The organism is Aquimarina rhabdastrellae (genome assembly GCA_947387485.1).
Classification (GTDB): domain Bacteria; phylum Bacteroidota; class Bacteroidia; order Flavobacteriales; family Flavobacteriaceae; genus Aquimarina.
Genome location: CANDNT010000002.1, coordinates 134,820 through 150,677 on the forward strand (window position 1 = coordinate 134,820; position 15,858 = coordinate 150,677).

The 15,858-nt window shown below is 32.5% G+C and carries 20 protein-coding genes; 11 read left to right on the plus strand and 9 right to left on the minus strand.

What is annotated here, in order from left to right; all coding sequences use genetic code 11:
- Positions 1–110 precede the first annotated feature (110 nt).
- From ACYEKI_RS05200 to ACYEKI_RS05245, 10 genes are all read left to right on the plus strand, one after another.
- On the plus strand, positions 111–653 hold the full coding sequence (locus ACYEKI_RS05200; protein WP_459210112.1) for a YceD family protein: 543 nt from the start codon (positions 111–113) through the stop codon (positions 651–653).
- A 9-nt stretch (positions 654–662) separates the two neighbouring features.
- Positions 663–863 (plus strand): 50S ribosomal protein L32, encoded by a 201-nt coding sequence (gene rpmF, locus ACYEKI_RS05205; RefSeq protein ID WP_459210113.1) that lies wholly within the window; start codon positions 663–665, stop codon positions 861–863.
- A gap of 174 nt (positions 864–1,037) precedes the next feature.
- On the plus strand, positions 1,038–2,036 hold the full coding sequence (locus ACYEKI_RS05210; protein ID WP_459210114.1) for a beta-ketoacyl-ACP synthase III: 999 nt from the start codon (positions 1,038–1,040) through the stop codon (positions 2,034–2,036).
- Between the two features lie 24 nt (positions 2,037–2,060).
- Positions 2,061–2,555 (plus strand): acetyl-CoA carboxylase biotin carboxyl carrier protein, encoded by a 495-nt coding sequence (gene accB, locus ACYEKI_RS05215; protein WP_459210115.1) that lies wholly within the window; start codon positions 2,061–2,063, stop codon positions 2,553–2,555.
- Positions 2,556–2,665: 110 nt separating this feature from the next.
- Positions 2,666–4,021, plus strand: a complete 1,356-nt coding sequence (gene accC / locus ACYEKI_RS05220) for an acetyl-CoA carboxylase biotin carboxylase subunit (protein WP_459210116.1) — start codon at positions 2,666–2,668, stop codon at positions 4,019–4,021.
- A 129-nt stretch (positions 4,022–4,150) separates the two neighbouring features.
- Positions 4,151–5,260 carry an NAD(P)/FAD-dependent oxidoreductase gene (locus ACYEKI_RS05225; RefSeq protein WP_459210117.1) on the plus strand — a complete coding sequence of 370 codons (1,110 nt, stop codon included), beginning with the start codon at positions 4,151–4,153 and terminating at the stop codon, positions 5,258–5,260.
- On the plus strand, positions 5,260–5,946 hold the full coding sequence (gene mtgA / locus ACYEKI_RS05230) for a monofunctional biosynthetic peptidoglycan transglycosylase (RefSeq protein WP_459210118.1): 687 nt from the start codon (positions 5,260–5,262) through the stop codon (positions 5,944–5,946). The genes ACYEKI_RS05225 and mtgA overlap by 1 nt, the downstream gene beginning before the upstream one ends.
- A gap of 118 nt (positions 5,947–6,064) precedes the next feature.
- Positions 6,065–6,613 carry a dioxygenase family protein gene (locus ACYEKI_RS05235; RefSeq protein WP_459210119.1) on the plus strand — a complete coding sequence of 183 codons (549 nt, stop codon included), beginning with the start codon at positions 6,065–6,067 and terminating at the stop codon, positions 6,611–6,613.
- Between the two features lie 45 nt (positions 6,614–6,658).
- On the plus strand, positions 6,659–7,117 hold the full coding sequence (locus ACYEKI_RS05240) for a GreA/GreB family elongation factor (protein WP_459210120.1): 459 nt from the start codon (positions 6,659–6,661) through the stop codon (positions 7,115–7,117).
- Positions 7,118–7,206: 89 nt separating this feature from the next.
- Positions 7,207–8,145, plus strand: coding sequence for an alpha/beta fold hydrolase (locus ACYEKI_RS05245; RefSeq protein ID WP_459210121.1), 939 nt, complete (start codon positions 7,207–7,209; stop codon positions 8,143–8,145).
- 5 nt (positions 8,146–8,150) lie between these two features.
- On the opposite strand, the gene ACYEKI_RS05250 is transcribed toward ACYEKI_RS05245, so the two are convergent.
- The gene (locus ACYEKI_RS05250; protein WP_459210122.1) at positions 8,151–8,504 is read right to left on the minus strand and encodes a hypothetical protein; all 354 of its coding nucleotides are present in this window, start codon (positions 8,502–8,504) and stop codon (positions 8,151–8,153) included.
- Positions 8,505–8,565: 61 nt separating this feature from the next.
- A complete protein-coding gene (gene recJ, locus ACYEKI_RS05255; RefSeq protein ID WP_459210123.1) occupies positions 8,566–10,257 on the minus strand; it encodes a single-stranded-DNA-specific exonuclease RecJ in 1,692 nt (563 codons plus the stop codon).
- A 164-nt stretch (positions 10,258–10,421) separates the two neighbouring features.
- Between recJ and ACYEKI_RS05260 the strand changes: the two genes are divergently transcribed.
- Positions 10,422–11,012, plus strand: a complete 591-nt coding sequence (locus tag ACYEKI_RS05260; RefSeq protein ID WP_459210124.1) for a carboxymuconolactone decarboxylase family protein — start codon at positions 10,422–10,424, stop codon at positions 11,010–11,012.
- 65 nt (positions 11,013–11,077) lie between these two features.
- Here the strand turns inward: ACYEKI_RS05260 and ACYEKI_RS05265 are convergent, their stop codons facing one another.
- The 7 genes from ACYEKI_RS05265 to ACYEKI_RS05295 form a co-directional block, all read right to left on the minus strand.
- Positions 11,078–11,734 carry a response regulator gene (locus ACYEKI_RS05265; RefSeq protein ID WP_459210125.1) on the minus strand — a complete coding sequence of 219 codons (657 nt, stop codon included), beginning with the start codon at positions 11,732–11,734 and terminating at the stop codon, positions 11,078–11,080.
- Positions 11,735–11,754: 20 nt separating this feature from the next.
- Positions 11,755–12,537 (minus strand): sensor histidine kinase, encoded by a 783-nt coding sequence (locus ACYEKI_RS05270; protein ID WP_459210126.1) that lies wholly within the window; start codon positions 12,535–12,537, stop codon positions 11,755–11,757.
- The gene (locus ACYEKI_RS05275) at positions 12,507–13,172 is read right to left on the minus strand and encodes a hypothetical protein (protein WP_459210127.1); all 666 of its coding nucleotides are present in this window, start codon (positions 13,170–13,172) and stop codon (positions 12,507–12,509) included. The genes ACYEKI_RS05270 and ACYEKI_RS05275 overlap by 31 nt, the downstream gene beginning before the upstream one ends.
- A gap of 9 nt (positions 13,173–13,181) precedes the next feature.
- A complete protein-coding gene (locus ACYEKI_RS05280; protein WP_459210128.1) occupies positions 13,182–13,919 on the minus strand; it encodes a hypothetical protein in 738 nt (245 codons plus the stop codon).
- A 137-nt stretch (positions 13,920–14,056) separates the two neighbouring features.
- Positions 14,057–14,776 (minus strand): M50 family metallopeptidase, encoded by a 720-nt coding sequence (locus ACYEKI_RS05285; protein WP_459210129.1) that lies wholly within the window; start codon positions 14,774–14,776, stop codon positions 14,057–14,059.
- 63 nt (positions 14,777–14,839) lie between these two features.
- Complete coding sequence (gene rsmI, locus ACYEKI_RS05290; protein ID WP_459210130.1) at positions 14,840–15,511, minus strand: 16S rRNA (cytidine(1402)-2'-O)-methyltransferase; 672 nt, start codon at positions 15,509–15,511, stop codon at positions 14,840–14,842.
- Positions 15,512–15,856, minus strand: coding sequence for a DoxX family protein (locus tag ACYEKI_RS05295; protein ID WP_459210131.1), 345 nt, complete (start codon positions 15,854–15,856; stop codon positions 15,512–15,514).
- Positions 15,857–15,858: the final 2 nt, after the last annotated feature.

Below are 15,858 nucleotides of genomic sequence, written 5' to 3' on the forward strand. Positions count from 1 at the left end.
GAGTTGCTTTAAAGAAATAAAAATACGCTAGTTATACACATAAATTTGTTAATAAGTAGTTTTCATAATTAATTTTTATTATCTTTGCGCGCTCAAAACTGATGACGAACATGAAACAACTAAAAGAGTATACGATCCCTTTTGTTGGACTGAAGCAAGGAGTACACCAGTTTGAATATCAAATTGACAATACGTTCTTTCAGCATTTTGAATATGACGATTTTAATGATGCGTCCCTTGATGTAAACTTAGAGTTTAATAAAAAAACTACTTTATTTGAACTTACTTTTACAGTAAAAGGTACCGTTAATGTAAATTGTGATCTCACCAATGAGCCATTTGATCTTCCTATTGAAGACGAATTCTTGTTGATTGTAAAATTTGGAAACGAATACAATGATGAGAATGAAGAAATTTTAATTCTTCCTCATGGTGACTACGAAATCAATGTACAGCAATTTATTTATGAATTGATTGTATTAGCATTACCATCAAAAAGAATACACCCTGGTGTAGAAGATGGCTCATTAGAATCCGAATTACTAGATAAGCTGGACGAATTAAGTCCTAAAGAAAAGGAAGCAGAAAATGATAGCGAGGAAATTGATCCTCGATGGGATAAATTAAAAAACTTATTAAACGATAATAAATAACATATAGCAATGGCACATCCTAAGAGAAAAATCTCGAAAACTAGAAGAGATAAGAGAAGAACTCATTATAAAGCAACTACTCCTCAAATCGCAATCGATCCAACAACAGGAGAAGCACATTTATATCACAGAGCTCACTGGCACGAAGGTAAATTATACTACCGTGGTCAAGTGATTATCGACAATACTGAAGAAGAAGCAGTAGCCTAAGGTTATTGTTAAAATTATAGCTAGAACTCTCACATCAGTGAGAGTTTTTTTGTTTTTAGTTGAATATGTGTCAAAATCAACTTATTTTGCGCCATATTTACATATAAATTTAGTAATTTCAACGACTTTATAGTGCTTATTTGCACTCTAGTTTTGTGAAACTAAAACAACGATATGAGTAAAATCACAGCCGCAATCACTGCTGTAGGCGCATATGTGCCTGATTATGTATTGACCAACCAGATTCTGGAAACTATGGTTGATACCAATGATGAGTGGATTACCACTCGCACAGGGATTAAAGAACGAAGAATCCTAAAAGATAAAGATAAAGGGACATCTTATCTAGGAATCAAGGCCGCCGAAGATCTAATCGCAAAAAAAGGCTTAGACCCCAAAGAAATCGATATGTTAATTTTTGCTACAGCTACCCCAGATTTGCCTGTAGCAGCTACTGCTGCATATACTGCTTCAAAAATAGGAGCTGTAAATGCATTTTCTTATGATTTACAAGCAGCTTGTTCTAGTTTCTTATACGCTATGTCTACCGCAGCTCGTTATATAGAGTCTGGTAGATATAAGAAAGTATTGGTAGTAGGAGCAGATAAAATGTCTTCTATTATTGACTATACAGATCGTGCAACTTGTATCATTTTTGGAGATGGTGGTGGTGCTGTTCTTTTTGAGCCTAATGAAGAAGGACTTGGAGTTCAAGACGAATATTTACGTACTGATGGAATAGGTAGAGATTTCTTGCGAATAGAAGCAGGAGGTTCTTTATTACCGCCTACAGAAGAAACAGTTGCTAATAGACAACATTTTGTACATCAAGATGGAAAAACTGTATTCAAATATGCAGTTTCAAACATGGCCGATGCAAGTGTTAAAATCATGGAACGTAACAATTTAACAAACGAAGATGTTAATTGGTTAATTGCTCATCAAGCAAACAAGCGCATTATTGACGCAACAGCTAAACGAATGAATCTTACCGATGAAAGTAAAGTTCTGATGAATATTCATCGTTATGGAAATACCACTTCGGCAACATTACCGTTACTGTTAAGTGATTATGAAAAGAAATTCAAAAAAGGAGATAATATAGTATTTGCTTCATTTGGTGGAGGCTTTACTTGGGGCTCAATGTATGTAAAATGGGCTTATAATTCCTAAACAACTAAATAATACCCTCTTATTATGGATTTAAAAGAAATTCAGAATTTAATCAAGTTTGTCGCTAAGTCAGGTGCTAGCGAGGTTAAACTAGAAATGGATGATGTAAAAATCACCATTAAAACAGGTTCAGAAGATAAAGAAACTACTATCGTTCAGCAAATCCCTATGGGAGCTGCAATTCCTCAACAACCAGTTGCTCCGGCTCCTGTAGCTAGCACTCCTGCTACTCCAGCTGCCGCAGAAGCTACTCCAGCTGCTGCTAGCGATGACTCAAAATATATCACTGTAAAGTCACCTATCATAGGTACACTCTACAGAAAACCATCTCCAGACAAGCCAACTTTTGTTGAAGTAGGTGATTCAATTAAAGAAGGAGACGTACTTTGTATCATTGAAGCCATGAAACTTTTTAACGAAATCGAAAGTGAAGTTTCTGGAAAAATAGTAAAAGTATTAGTTGATGATTCTTCTCCAGTAGAGTTTGATCAACCTTTATTCTTAGTTGACCCATCTTAATTATCAATTAATAATTAATGATCAGCGATTATTAGCTTATTAATAGAGCTAATTATGTCTTATTTATTAATTGCTAATTGAACATTACTAATTACAAAAGTGTATAGGTTATGTTTAAAAAAATTCTAATTGCAAATAGAGGGGAGATCGCTATGCGTGTGATCAGAACCTGCAAAGAAATGGGTATAAAAACAGTTGCTGTATACTCTACTGCAGATGCAGATAGTTTACACGTTCGTTTTGCAGACGAAGCTGTTTGTATTGGTCCTGCTCCTAGTAACCAATCTTACCTAAAGATGTCTAATATTATCGCTGCTGCAGAAATCACAAATGCAGATGCAATTCACCCTGGATATGGATTCTTATCAGAAAATGCTAAGTTTTCTAAAATCTGTGAAGAGCACGAAATTAAATTTATCGGTGCTAGCGCAGAGATGATCGATAAAATGGGAGATAAGGCTACTGCCAAAGCTACTATGAAAGCTGCAGGTGTACCTTGTGTACCAGGAAGTGATGGAATTATTCCAGATTTCGAAACTTGTGAAAAATTAGCTGTCGAAGTAGGTTACCCAGTAATGCTTAAAGCGACTGCCGGTGGTGGTGGAAAAGGAATGCGTGCTGTATGGAATCCAGAAGATTTAAGACCAGCATGGGATTCTGCAAGACAGGAATCTAAAGCTGCTTTTGGAAATGACGATATGTATATGGAAAAGCTTATCGAAGAGCCTCGTCATATCGAAATCCAAATTGTAGGTGATAGCAAAGGTAAAGCTTGTCACTTATCTGAAAGAGACTGTTCTGTACAACGTAGACATCAAAAATTAACTGAAGAAACTCCTTCTCCATTTATGACAGACGAATTACGTCAAGAAATGGGAGAAGCTGCTGTAAAAGCTGCCGAGTTTATTAAATACGAAGGTGCTGGTACTGTAGAATTCCTTGTAGATAAGCATAGAAACTTCTACTTCATGGAAATGAATACACGTATCCAAGTAGAGCACCCTATCACAGAAGAGGTTGTTAATTATGACTTAATCCGTGAGCAAATATTAGTAGCTGCAGGTGTACCAATTTCTGGTAAAAACTATATACCTCAACTACACTCTATAGAATGTAGAATTAATGCAGAAGATCCTTATAAAGATTTTAGACCTTCTCCAGGAAAAATAACTAACTTACATGTACCTGGTGGTCATGGAGTTCGTGTAGATACTCATGTGTATAGTGGTTATATCATTCCGCCTAACTACGATTCTATGATTGCAAAATTGATTACAACTGCGCAAACTCGTGAAGAGGCTATCAATAAAATGAAACGTGCTCTTGATGAATTTATCGTAGAAGGTATCAAAACTACTATTCCTTTCCATAGACAATTAATGGATCATCCAGATTATATCGCTGGTGACTACACTACAAAATTTATGGAAGATTTTGAAATGGAAGATCCTAAAGGGGATCACTAAATATAAAAGGCGTTGAATTTATCAACGCCTTTTTCTTTTCTTACGTTGAATCATCATTATACACTGTTTGTTTATACTTTTTATGTATATTTCTTGTTAGTATATTCAACAACAAAATAATTCTCACTTATGTTCAGCTATTGGGAACGTGACACTTGGTTTTCTAATGTAGATTTTACTATTATAGGTAGTGGTATTGTAGGGTTAAACTGTGCTTTATCGTTGCGTAAAAAATTTCCGAAAGCCAAAATTTTAATTCTCGAAAAAGGAATACTTCCTAATGGTGCTAGTACAAAGAATGCAGGATTTGCATGTTTTGGGAGTTTATCTGAAATTCTAGATGATCTCATTACGCATACAGAAGAAGAAGTGCTTCAGTTAGTCAAAAAACGTATTGATGGGTTAACTTTATTACGTAAAAACTTATCTGATACTGCTATTGAGTTTTTCGCTCACGGAGGATATGAATTATTCACTCGACAAGACACTGAATTATATGAACATTGTTTAACTCAGCAAGAGTATATTAATAAACTACTTTTTCCGCTATTCAATGCTAATGTTTTTAGTAGTACAACTAATTTATTTCAGTTTAACAATATTAAAGAACACTATATTTTTAATGCCTTTGAAGGGCAAATCCATACCGGAAAAATGATGGAAGCGCTACTGAATAAAGTACAACAAAGCGGTATAAAAATCCTTAATCATTGTAATGTTCTTTCGTATACAGAAAATATTTCCAATGTTGTTATTCAAACAGATACTTTTAGTTTTAAAACTAACAAATTACTAATCGCTACAAATGGCTTTGCTTCACAATTAGGTATAACAAACGTAAAGCCAGCTCGAGCTCAAGTTCTAATCACTGATCCTATAGAAAACCTATCCATCAAAGGGACTTTCCACCTTGATAAAGGATATTATTATTTTAGAAATATTGACAACCGAATTTTACTTGGAGGAGGTCGCAATCTAGATTTTAAAGGAGAAGAAACAACACAAATATCTCAAACACCTTTAATTCAAAATAAATTAGAAGAAATTCTTCAACATATTATTTTACCTAATACACCTTTTACTATAGCACATAGATGGTCTGGAATAATGGGTGTAGGTACGCAAAAAAAATCCATAGTCACTCAACTCTCTAATCATGTTTTTTGTGGAGTTCGTTTAGGCGGAATGGGAGTTGCCATAGGTAGCTTAGTAGGTGATGAACTTGCAGATTTACTATAATGCCAAAAAGAAAGAAACAATTACATAAAATCTCAAAACTAATCGGTAAATGTATTGCCTGGTTTATTGCTATTACCTTTCTATGGGTACTAGTCTATAAATGGGCTCCTATCCCCTACACTCCTTTAATGGGGATACGATCATTACAAGGTAAAGCCAAAGTTTTTAAACATGATTGGGTTCCTATAGAAAAAATCTCTCCTTATTTACAATTAGCGGTTATATGCAGTGAAGATCAAAAATTCTTATCGCATAATGGTTTTGATCTTCAAGCTATAGAAAAAGCTATAGAAAGTAATCAAAAGTCTAGACGTATTAAAGGTGGTAGTACGATATCACAACAAACAGCAAAAAATGTATTCTTATGGCCTCATCGCAGCTGGATTCGTAAAGGGTTTGAAGTTTACTTTACTTTTTTAATAGAAACCTTATGGAGTAAAGAACGTATACTAGAAGTATATCTTAACAGTATAGAAATGGGAAGTGGTGTATATGGCGCTCAAGCTGCTTCTAAATACTGGTTTAAAAAACCTGCCAATAGACTTACTCGTTACGAAGCTGCTGCTATTGCTGCTATTCTACCTAATCCCAGAAAATATAGAGCACGTCCTGCATCAAATTACATTCAAAGACGAAAAGAATGGATTGTAAAACAAATGCGTTTGTATGGTGTTTTTAAGCTCTGATATTATTTTTCATTTTTTTTTATAAAAAAAGTAGGGTATACCCTTAGTTAGCTGTTATACTTTCAAATCACCGCTATAATTATTATGTGATTGATTGTTTCACAAAACTATTTGGTATATGAAAAACATCCCTCTAATCACTTCGTTACCCACTCAAGGTATAGCTGTAACTGGTTTAATTAAACCTACGACAGAGATTGTGAATTTAAACCCCCGTAACCTTAAAGGATCCAAAATTATTGTTTCTGGAAAGATTTATAGTGGTTTAGACAAAAAAGAGCCTGTAAGAAATGCAAAGGTAGAGGTATGGCATGCAGATGATTTTGGAACATATCATATCGAAGAGCATAATAAAGATATTAGTTACTACTCAACAAACAAGCCTATTTTAAGAGGATTTATCCTTACTGACGAAAATGGTGAATATGCTTTTTCTAGTATTCGTCCAGGTCTATTTGGGGATAGAGCAAGGCATTTTCATTATCGTATTTCTGCACCAGGATATCGTACATTAGAAACACAGATTTATTTTAAAAATGATCCTAGAATTCTTATTGATGATATTGCTATGGTTGCTGATCCTTGTAGAGTTGTAGATTTTAAAAAAGAACAAAATTCATCTTATAGAGGAATCGTAAATATCTATTTGCCAAAAATAGATCATTAATTAAGTTAGCTTATAACTGCTTTTTATTTGTACTTTTGGTTTTTTATGAATCCATTAGACATTAAAGAGCAGTTATATCATTTTTGTGCCACCACTGTCGCACAACGTTTGTCACGCATTCAACAAACCATTTCTCGATTGCAAGAAGCGCTTACTTCTGAAACGAAAAGTACTGCTGGCGATAAACACGAAACTGGTCGTGCTATGTTACAACTAGAGCGAGAAAAAACAGGAAATCAACTTGCAGAAGTTCAAAAACTTCAACAAATTTTAGTCAAAATTAACACTCGTGTTGATGCTTCTCGTATACATTTGGGTAGTGTAGTTTATACTTCTTTATCAAATTATTATATCGGAATTTCTATAGGAGAAATTACAATCGATAATACCAAATTCTTTGCTATAGCTCCTAATACACCTATTGGTAAAGCGCTAATAGGAAAAGAACAAGGTGATTTTTTTGTTTTCAACGGTAAAAAATTTGAAATCCTCACACTTTTTTAATGCAATTTCTGTTTATACTATGATTGATTTTATGGTGTAATATATTGTATATTTATACCTAAATGAAGTCCTAAATATCCCCTATTGGTATGAGAAAGATATTAATTCTATGTTTAAGTTTATTATTTATTGGTTGTAATGCTCCTAAAAGCACTACCAAAAATGCTAAAGGTCAAATTACCTATGAGCAATTTAAATCTATCCAAAAAACTTTTTATACAGACGAAGGTGATATCAAATACATTGATAAAGGAAGTCGTACAGGACCTGTAATCTTACTACTTCATGGTGTACCAACTTCTGGTTGGTTGTATCGTAAAATGCTTAATGGATTAGTTAATCAAGGATATCGCATTATTGTTCCTGATATGTTAGGATTTGGTGCTAGTGATTCTCCAGATGGTTATGAATTATATAGCGAAGTAAACCACGCACGAAGAATTCTAGAGTTAATGGATTTCTTAGCAATAGATTCTTGGTCTCATGTTATGCACGATGCTGGGGGTTTATGGACATGGGAATTGTTTAAACAGGCTCCTAATCGTATCAATAAACTGGTTATTCTTAATACGGTTATCAACGAAGAAGGATTTTATCCTCCTGTACGTATGAAACCAGGTGCCTTTGCAAAAACGTCTATGTGGGCTTATCGCAATGGAGTAACGACCAATACGTTATTGAATCTTTTATTTAAAGATGGACTTCAAAAAAACACCTTAACACCTGTTGATTTAGAAGGATACAAAGCACCGCTTAAAGAAGGGAAAACATTAGGTATGTATTACTTTTTTACACAGACTTGTAACGAATTACCCGATTATACCGATACTTTTTATAACATATCAATTCCTGTAGCTGTAATTTGGGGAATTCACGATACCATACTGCAATGGACTCCACAACAAAGTAAAGTTATGGAAGCTTTTAATATCAGTGAAAAAAATGTACATTTCCTTGACGAAAAACATTTTATTCAAGAAACTAAACACAATGAGATTAACGAAATTCTATTTGATTTCTTGAATTAAGATTACTAATTAGCACAAAGATTATTTAACCAGTATTTTAATTCTACATTAAAAATAGTGCCTTTAATCAATTCGTTGATTTGATATAATTCTGTTCTATTAACAGCTAAGTCTATCTTTTCTGATGGTGTTCTTAATAATAAAGAGCGACATGTATCTATATGTTGGCAATTGCTACATTGTATAGAGGTCATTGTATATGCACACGATTTTGCAAAATCCTTCAATTCATTAACAGTAAGCAAAAAACCTGTATCTCTGAAAATTAATTGGATTTTATCTTTTGTGTCTTTGTCTTTCTTTCTCCAATAAAAAGAGATTCCAAAATCATTTGCATATATCTTATCTATAGCGCTCATCTTTGAATTAGTTTTAATTCAAAAATAAACATTATTTATAATTAATCTAAATAAAGAAGATTTATTTTACATCTTTTAGTCGTAACTGAATAGAAGTCACGTCTCTCCATACATTTTCATCTATCACATAAGTAGCTTTTACCTTTTGTTTACCTTCAAGTAAATTTAGTTTATCTCCTATATTAAAACCTATAGCATTAAAAGAACTCGTATTCTCTTCTTGATACAACTTACATTTTAAATGTTTTTCGTCTTCTCCTACTCCTCTAGCAAATCCTGTATCATATACATTCTCACTCATAAAAACAGGAGTCATATTGTCTGGACCAAAAGGAGCAAATTGTTTGAGTATTCTAAAAAACTTTGGTGTGATACTATCAAAATCTAAGCGGGTATCTATTGTTACTTCTGGTGTCAATAATTGCGTATCTATAGTATTTTTTACAACCTCTTCAAACTTTTGCTTAAAGCCTTCGTATTGTTCTTCTTTAAGAGTGAGTCCAGCTGCATATTTATGTCCACCAAATTGTTCTATATAATCGGCACAAGCTTCTAATGCATTATATACATCAAATCCTTTTACTGATCTTGCCGAAGCAGCTAATTTATCTCCACTTTTTGTAAATACTAGTGTAGGTCTATAGTAAGTTTCTGTCAATCGAGAAGCTACGATTCCTATCACTCCTTTATGCCATGTAGGATCATAAACTACCGTAGTAAATCGTTCTTGTTCATTATTCTCTTCAATTTGTACCAAAGCTTCTTTTGTAATAGATTGATCGGCATGTTTTCTATCACTATTATATGCTTCTATAGCAGCTGCATAAGCTGTAGCTTGAACAATATCTGTCTCTGTCAATAAATTTACAGCATGAATACCATGTTTCATTCTTCCTGCCGCATTAATTCTAGGTGCTATAGTAAAGACTACATCGGTAATCGTTTTAATAGGTCTCTTTACTTCTCCAATAATTGCTTCAAATCCAGCTCTAGGTGCATCTTGAATAACTTTTAATCCATAATGAGCTAATACTCTATTCTCTCCTGTAATAGGGACAATATCTGCTCCTATTGCTGTTGCTACCAAATCTAAGTATGGTAACAAATCTTCGATAGTTTCATTAAAATCACTCGATAATGCTTGAATCAATTTAAATCCAACACCACATCCACATAATTCTTTGTATGGATACTCACAGTCTGATCGTTTAGGATCCAATACAGCTGCGGCTTTAGGTATTGCAGCTCCTGGTCTATGGTGATCACAGATGACAAAGTCTATCCTTTTTTCTTTAGCATAAGCTACTTTTTCAATAGCTTTAATTCCGCAATCCAATGCTATGATTAATGTAATATCATTATCTGCTGCATAGTCAATTCCTTGAAAGGATACTCCATAACCTTCGGCATATCGATCTGGGATATATGTAGTAACTTGAGGATAATGACTAAGTAAATACGAAGACATAAGAGCTACCGATGTCGTTCCATCTACATCATAATCTCCATATACCATAATATTTTCTCCTTGCGCTATTGCTTGTTTAACTCTAGCTACTGCACGATCCATATCTTTCATTAAAAATGGATCATGTAAATCTTCAAGTGTAGGTCTAAAAAACTTCTTAGCAGCATCAAATGAAGCTATTCCTCTTTGAGCAAGTAATAGTGCAATTGTACGATCTACTTGCAAAACTTCGGATAAGTGATTAATAGTTTCTTTAGTAGGAATAGGTTTAAGCGTCCAGCGCATATATATAGTATTAAAGTATGACGGAAGTGGCAAAATACAAAAACCGTCTTTTTTTTCTAACAAAACATTATAAAAACATAGTCGTAATGATTACTTATTTTTTGTATTTTACCCATATAAAAAATTGTAATAACATAACTCAGACTAAAAAATATTTCAATACTATGCCACTAGTAACACCCCTTTCTGCTGATCACGATTTGGAAACCAAAGAATTGGCAGAATTTTTTAATGAAACTTTAGGTTTTTGTCCTAATTCTGTATTAACCATGCAACGCCGTCCTGCTATTTCTAAAGCATTTATTAACCTTAACAAAGCTGTTATGGCTAATGAAGGACGTGTAACTTCTGCTTTAAAACGTATGATTGCTTGGGTAAGTAGTAATGCTACTGGATGTCGTTACTGTCAAGCACATGCTATTCGTGCTGCAGAACGTTATGGTGCAGAACAAGAACAATTAGACAATATCTGGGAGTATAAAACGCATCCTGCTTTTAATGACGCAGAACGTGCTGCTCTTGATTTTTCTCTAGCCGCTTCTGTAATTCCGAATGCAGTTGACGAAAAAATTAAAGAAGAACTATATAAACACTGGGATGAAGGTGAGATTGTAGAAATGCTAGGTGTAATTTCTCTTTTTGGATATCTTAATCGCTGGAATGATTCTATGGGAACGTCTATTGAGGATGGGGCTGTAGAATCTGGAGAGCAATATCTAGGTAAACACGGCTGGGAAAAAGGAAAGCATATTTAATCTTATTAGTTCCTTTATCAAATAAAAATTTTAAAGCTACATATAAGAATGTAGCTTTAAAATTTTTATACATTAATCATTTGTTCTTTTACTGCTTTAATCATTAATCCAGCTACATTTTTCACGTCCATCTTATCCATTAAATTCTTTCTGTGACCTTCAATTGTTCTAACACTCAAAAATAGTTTTTTAGCAATTTCTGTAGTAGTATATTCTTGCGCTATTAATTGTAATACTTCTATTTCTCTATGTGTTAAATGATATTTATGATATAAGTTTGTATGTAACACTCTGGTTTTATTCTTAGTGTTTTTTAATAAAGCTTCAGATACTAATGTATTAAAGTAATTATCATTCTCTGATACACATTTTATAGCGTTTTCTAATTCTTCTCGGCTCGTATCTTTAAGTAAATAACCATTAGCTCCTATTTCCATTAAATACGATATCATACGATCTTCTTTATGCATTGTTAAAATAATAATCTTAACATCTGGATATAATTCTTTTACCTTGATTGTAGCTTCTTCTCCATTCATCTCTTCCATCTCTAGGTCTAATAATATCACATCTGGAATAACGTTATTAAGCTTTATCAATAAATCTTTTCCATTAACTGCTTCTAGAACTAATGTTATATTAGGCATTTTATCTATTAAGGATTTTATGCCTTCTCTAAATAAATTATGATCATCTACCAGTCCTATTCTTATAGTTTTCATAATGTTCTTTTCTTATTAGTTTATAACGGAATTTCTATCTGTATTTGTAACCCTATATTACTATCTAATATTTTAAACTCACCAGATAAAATAGACAACCTACTTTCTATGTTCTTAAGTCCTAATCCCTGCTTTATCTTTATGTTTTCTAATTGTAAACCTATACCATCGTCTCCGTATAGAATTACAAGCTTTTTATTAAGTATATTAAACCGAATTATAATTGCATTTGCTTGAGCGTGTTTTAATGTATTATTAATCAATTCTTGTATAATCCTGTAGCTATTTAATTCTTTTGCTTTATCATTTATTACAATTGCAGGGCTACTAAACGATATCTGTATTGTTCCAGACTCTTGTATTTTTTGTGTTAAACTATGAACGGCTTCAACTAGCCCTAGTTTTTCTAATACAACAGGTCTTAAATCTTGAGCTATCCCTCTTACACTAGTAATCATATCATCTATAAAACCTTTTACTTTATTTGTAAGACTCTCTAATTCTTCTGGTGATTGTTCTTGAGTAATTTGCCCCAAATACAACTTTGTGGTTGTTAACATTGCTCCTATATCATCATGCATTTCTTTTGCGATTCTATTACGTTCTTCTTCCTGACTTAAAATAGAAGTTGTTAAAAGTTCTTTTTGATATATAGCTGCTAATTCTTGATGTTTCTTTTGTTGTGCTAGTAATCTACGTTGATACATAATAAAAAAGACAATCAATCCTATTGACAATAAGAATAAAACAACCATCCCTATGATCACAATTTTTAATGTAATTGCTTCTTCTGATGTATCCATATAGCTATGGTATAAAACATTATTAATATAATATTTATGATTGCATGTAACCCCCAAAGCATGTAACTTGCTGTTGTTGCTGTCGTAACATTCTTAAACAAGGTATTATTAACAAAAAACAGTATTAAGTTACTCGAAAAATACATAAGAAAACCTGAGTTAATCCAAAACATAGGATTAGTCTCTAATGCTTCATACTTAATTTCTTTTAATAATGTATAAAAATACCCTAATGCAAAACATATTACTAGAACTCCTAATATTGTTGTCACATTAGAATTAAATGTAAAGATATCTTGCCACCATATAGCATTGCTAATCGCAAAAAGTATAAAAGCAATACGCAGTCCCCTAAAAAATAATTTGGATCCAATTAAACTCAATCTTTCTTCATATAATTCTACAATTAATAGAAATTCTATTACTGCATAAAAATGATATAGTGGTAAATTATTTATTTTTTTATTCCATAAAATTCCAGCACTGATTTCAATTACAAATGTTACTAGCATCAATAAAAACAACTTGACTTGTACTCGCTGTAATCTATTGTACTTGAGTATAGCCAACCATATAGGTATTACTATCCCATATGAAGATATTAAACTCAAAATATCAAATACCTCTTTGCTCATTTGTTTTGATTATTGATCTTCGCATGTAGGCGGACAAGGTCTAGAATACTCTATGAAAATTTCTTCTTTTTCTCCTTCGTTTTCAAATTCTAATAAGCCATGTGACGGAATAAACATTTGTAAAGTCTCTGTTGATTTCTTATGCAAAATCCCCAATACAGGTGTAAAAGATATCATTTGTTTAGTATTAAACTTATTCATATCTACTCCTGGATATAATGTAATTGCTTCGATATCTTCAAACTTATTTATAAGAGAAACTATAGCTTGATCGATCACAAAATAATGTACTCGCTTTAATTCCTTATTCGTTTCGGCAATAAATAAATCATCTAATAAATGATTTTCAATTTCTTCCCAGTTTTTAACTATCATCTCTTTAAATATCCCTGGTACTATTGCAGAATATGCTCTACTATTCTCTGTTGTATTTTTCTTCGGAATTAGTTTAAAATACTCTTCTTGACCCGAATCAAGTATCGCTTCTAAAATTGGAAAAAAAGTAAACTTCTTTTTATTATTCTTCTGTAATGCTAAATGTATTTTTATACCTTTTATAGTAGCTTGATATTCTCTAAATCTTACTATATCATCCTCTTGCATCACAAACTTATTTACTCTTTCAAAATGAATATCTCCCTTTGCTAGAGTATTTAATCTATGAAAGTGTTTTGATAAGGTTTGTATATCTGCTTCTTTCCACTTTTTTATGTTCTTTTTGAGTTCTTGTTTTGAAGTTTGATTCATCGCTTTAATTTTTATCGTTATGATTAATAACGTATTAAAGCTACTCAAAAAAGCTGTTTATTCTTCATCTCTACGCTATTTTCGGGTGATTTTTCTGGTAAACCACGTAGTTCCCGCAATCGTAGTTTTTTATCTTATTATGATTGTTTTTTTAAATAGTAATTTAAACTTTTCCAGATGATTACTACACTTATGCAAACAATAATAAAAGCCCAAAACCAATATGGTCCTATTAAGTTTTCTGCTATGTTTTGAGTGTCAGAATTTAATACACGTCCATCTCTTTCAAATTGTTTTGTAAACAAATAATCTAATTGACCATAAGTACTTATCCAACATTGAATACCTATAAATAGCAAGGTTATTCTTTCTATTTTTCTGTTTTTAATATAACTAATATATAAAAACAAAACACCAAAACTACTTATCGTTACAATCCCCCATAAAGACCTTACCCACATAAGTAATGAGATCATCATAATACCTATTAAAATTCTTAATGCCCAAACTGTAGTTTTATGATTTCGCGCAGCCACTATACATAGTCCCCCTGCAATAGCAGGTCCTAATAATCCCCCAGCTGCAGTTAACGCTCTAGCAATAGCATTAGGTAAATAACTTTGCGTGATATTAGTGTATGCTACCCCACCACCATTACTATATATTTCTAAGTGTTGAAAATCTCCTCCTACAAGAAGAGCAGTTAACCCGTGTCCCATTTCATGAAACCAGGTGCCTAATAATTTAAAGGGATATTGTAAAGCTCCAAAATAAGGTAGTTTATACATAGCCAATACAAGGATGGCTATCCATATAATAGTATAATCAAATGAGAAATTAGAGCTTCTTGTTTTCAAAAAAGTAGTATTTAATAACTATCTAATAGGTGTACTCTTTTTTAATCTTGTTACGATTATATACTATTTTTTTCCTGCAACTATCAAAACAATCTCTCCTTTTGGTGGTTTATTTTCAAAATGTTTTAATACTTCTGCTGCAGTTCCTCTTACAGTTTCTTCATGTAGTTTTGATAATTCTCTTGAAACAGAAACTTGACGATCTGCTCCAAAATATTCCATTATATTATTTAACGTCTTAAGAAGTTTATGTGGAGATTCATAAAATATAATAGTTCGCGTCTCTTCTGCTAGTAATTTAAACCTAGTTTGTCTTCCTTTTTTTACCGGCAAAAAACCTTCAAAAACAAATTTATCATTAGGCAATCCACTATTCACTAATGCAGGTACAAATGCAGTCGCTCCTGGCAAACACTCTACAGCAATATCATTAGCTACGCAAGCTCTAGTTAACAAAAAACCTGGATCACTAATTGCTGGTGTTCCTGCGTCACTAATAAGAGCAATAGATAATCCACTTTGTAATTTACTAATTATTCCCTCTACCGTTTTATGTTCATTATGCATATGATGACTATGCATTTGTGTATTGATTTCAAAATGCTTCAATAATTTTCCACTAGTACGTGTATCTTCTGCTAGTATCAAATCCACTTCTTTAAGAACTTTAATAGCTCTAAAAGTCATATCTTCAAGATTTCCTATGGGTGTAGGGACTAAATATAGTTTACTCATTTATGGTCTTACTTTTTTTCCAGCAGCATACGAGATTATAAGAAATATTATTCCGTAAAACGATAAACCTATTGGATGTCCTGCATATTGGTGTGCAGCTGTTGCCAAAACCAAATCAAAAAACAGTCCCGCATAAGCCCATTCTTTAATCCATTTTATCTTATTAGTTAATATCGCTATTACTGCCAAAACTTTTGCTATGGCCAAAGGTATAACAATATATTTAGGATAGTTAAAACTTTCGAAAAAGCCTTCTACCATTGCTGTATTTCTAAAATACATTTGAGCCGAGAACAGCATTAGTCCACATAATAATGCTGTAAAAATCCAGTAAACAACTTTCATGG

Excerpts from the sequence above, each read along its gene's own strand:
- ACYEKI_RS05225 (WP_459210117.1), top strand. The coding sequence starts at position 4,151 with ATGTTCAGCTATTGGGAACGTGACACTTGGTTTTCTAATGTAGATTTT.
- accC (WP_459210116.1), top strand. The coding sequence starts at position 2,666 with ATGTTTAAAAAAATTCTAATTGCAAATAGAGGGGAGATCGCTATGCGT.
- accB (WP_459210115.1), top strand. The coding sequence starts at position 2,061 with ATGGATTTAAAAGAAATTCAGAATTTAATCAAGTTTGTCGCTAAGTCA.
- ACYEKI_RS05250 (WP_459210122.1), bottom strand. The coding sequence starts at position 8,504 with ATGAGCGCTATAGATAAGATATATGCAAATGATTTTGGAATCTCTTTT.
- rpmF (WP_459210113.1), top strand. The coding sequence starts at position 663 with ATGGCACATCCTAAGAGAAAAATCTCGAAAACTAGAAGAGATAAGAGA.
- ACYEKI_RS05295 (WP_459210131.1), bottom strand. The coding sequence starts at position 15,856 with ATGAAAGTTGTTTACTGGATTTTTACAGCATTATTATGTGGACTAATG.
- ACYEKI_RS05245 (WP_459210121.1), top strand. The coding sequence starts at position 7,207 with ATGAGAAAGATATTAATTCTATGTTTAAGTTTATTATTTATTGGTTGT.
- ACYEKI_RS05235 (WP_459210119.1), top strand. The coding sequence starts at position 6,065 with ATGAAAAACATCCCTCTAATCACTTCGTTACCCACTCAAGGTATAGCT.
- recJ (WP_459210123.1), bottom strand. The coding sequence starts at position 10,257 with ATGCGCTGGACGCTTAAACCTATTCCTACTAAAGAAACTATTAATCAC.
- ACYEKI_RS05270 (WP_459210126.1), bottom strand. The coding sequence starts at position 12,537 with ATGGATACATCAGAAGAAGCAATTACATTAAAAATTGTGATCATAGGG.
- ACYEKI_RS05280 (WP_459210128.1), bottom strand. The coding sequence starts at position 13,919 with ATGAATCAAACTTCAAAACAAGAACTCAAAAAGAACATAAAAAAGTGG.
- rsmI (WP_459210130.1), bottom strand. The coding sequence starts at position 15,511 with ATGAGTAAACTATATTTAGTCCCTACACCCATAGGAAATCTTGAAGAT.
- ACYEKI_RS05240 (WP_459210120.1), top strand. The coding sequence starts at position 6,659 with ATGAATCCATTAGACATTAAAGAGCAGTTATATCATTTTTGTGCCACC.
- ACYEKI_RS05210 (WP_459210114.1), top strand. The coding sequence starts at position 1,038 with ATGAGTAAAATCACAGCCGCAATCACTGCTGTAGGCGCATATGTGCCT.
- ACYEKI_RS05200 (WP_459210112.1), top strand. The coding sequence starts at position 111 with ATGAAACAACTAAAAGAGTATACGATCCCTTTTGTTGGACTGAAGCAA.
- ACYEKI_RS05260 (WP_459210124.1), top strand. The coding sequence starts at position 10,422 with ATGCCACTAGTAACACCCCTTTCTGCTGATCACGATTTGGAAACCAAA.
- ACYEKI_RS05265 (WP_459210125.1), bottom strand. The coding sequence starts at position 11,734 with ATGAAAACTATAAGAATAGGACTGGTAGATGATCATAATTTATTTAGA.
- ACYEKI_RS05275 (WP_459210127.1), bottom strand. The coding sequence starts at position 13,172 with ATGAGCAAAGAGGTATTTGATATTTTGAGTTTAATATCTTCATATGGG.
- mtgA (WP_459210118.1), top strand. The coding sequence starts at position 5,260 with ATGCCAAAAAGAAAGAAACAATTACATAAAATCTCAAAACTAATCGGT.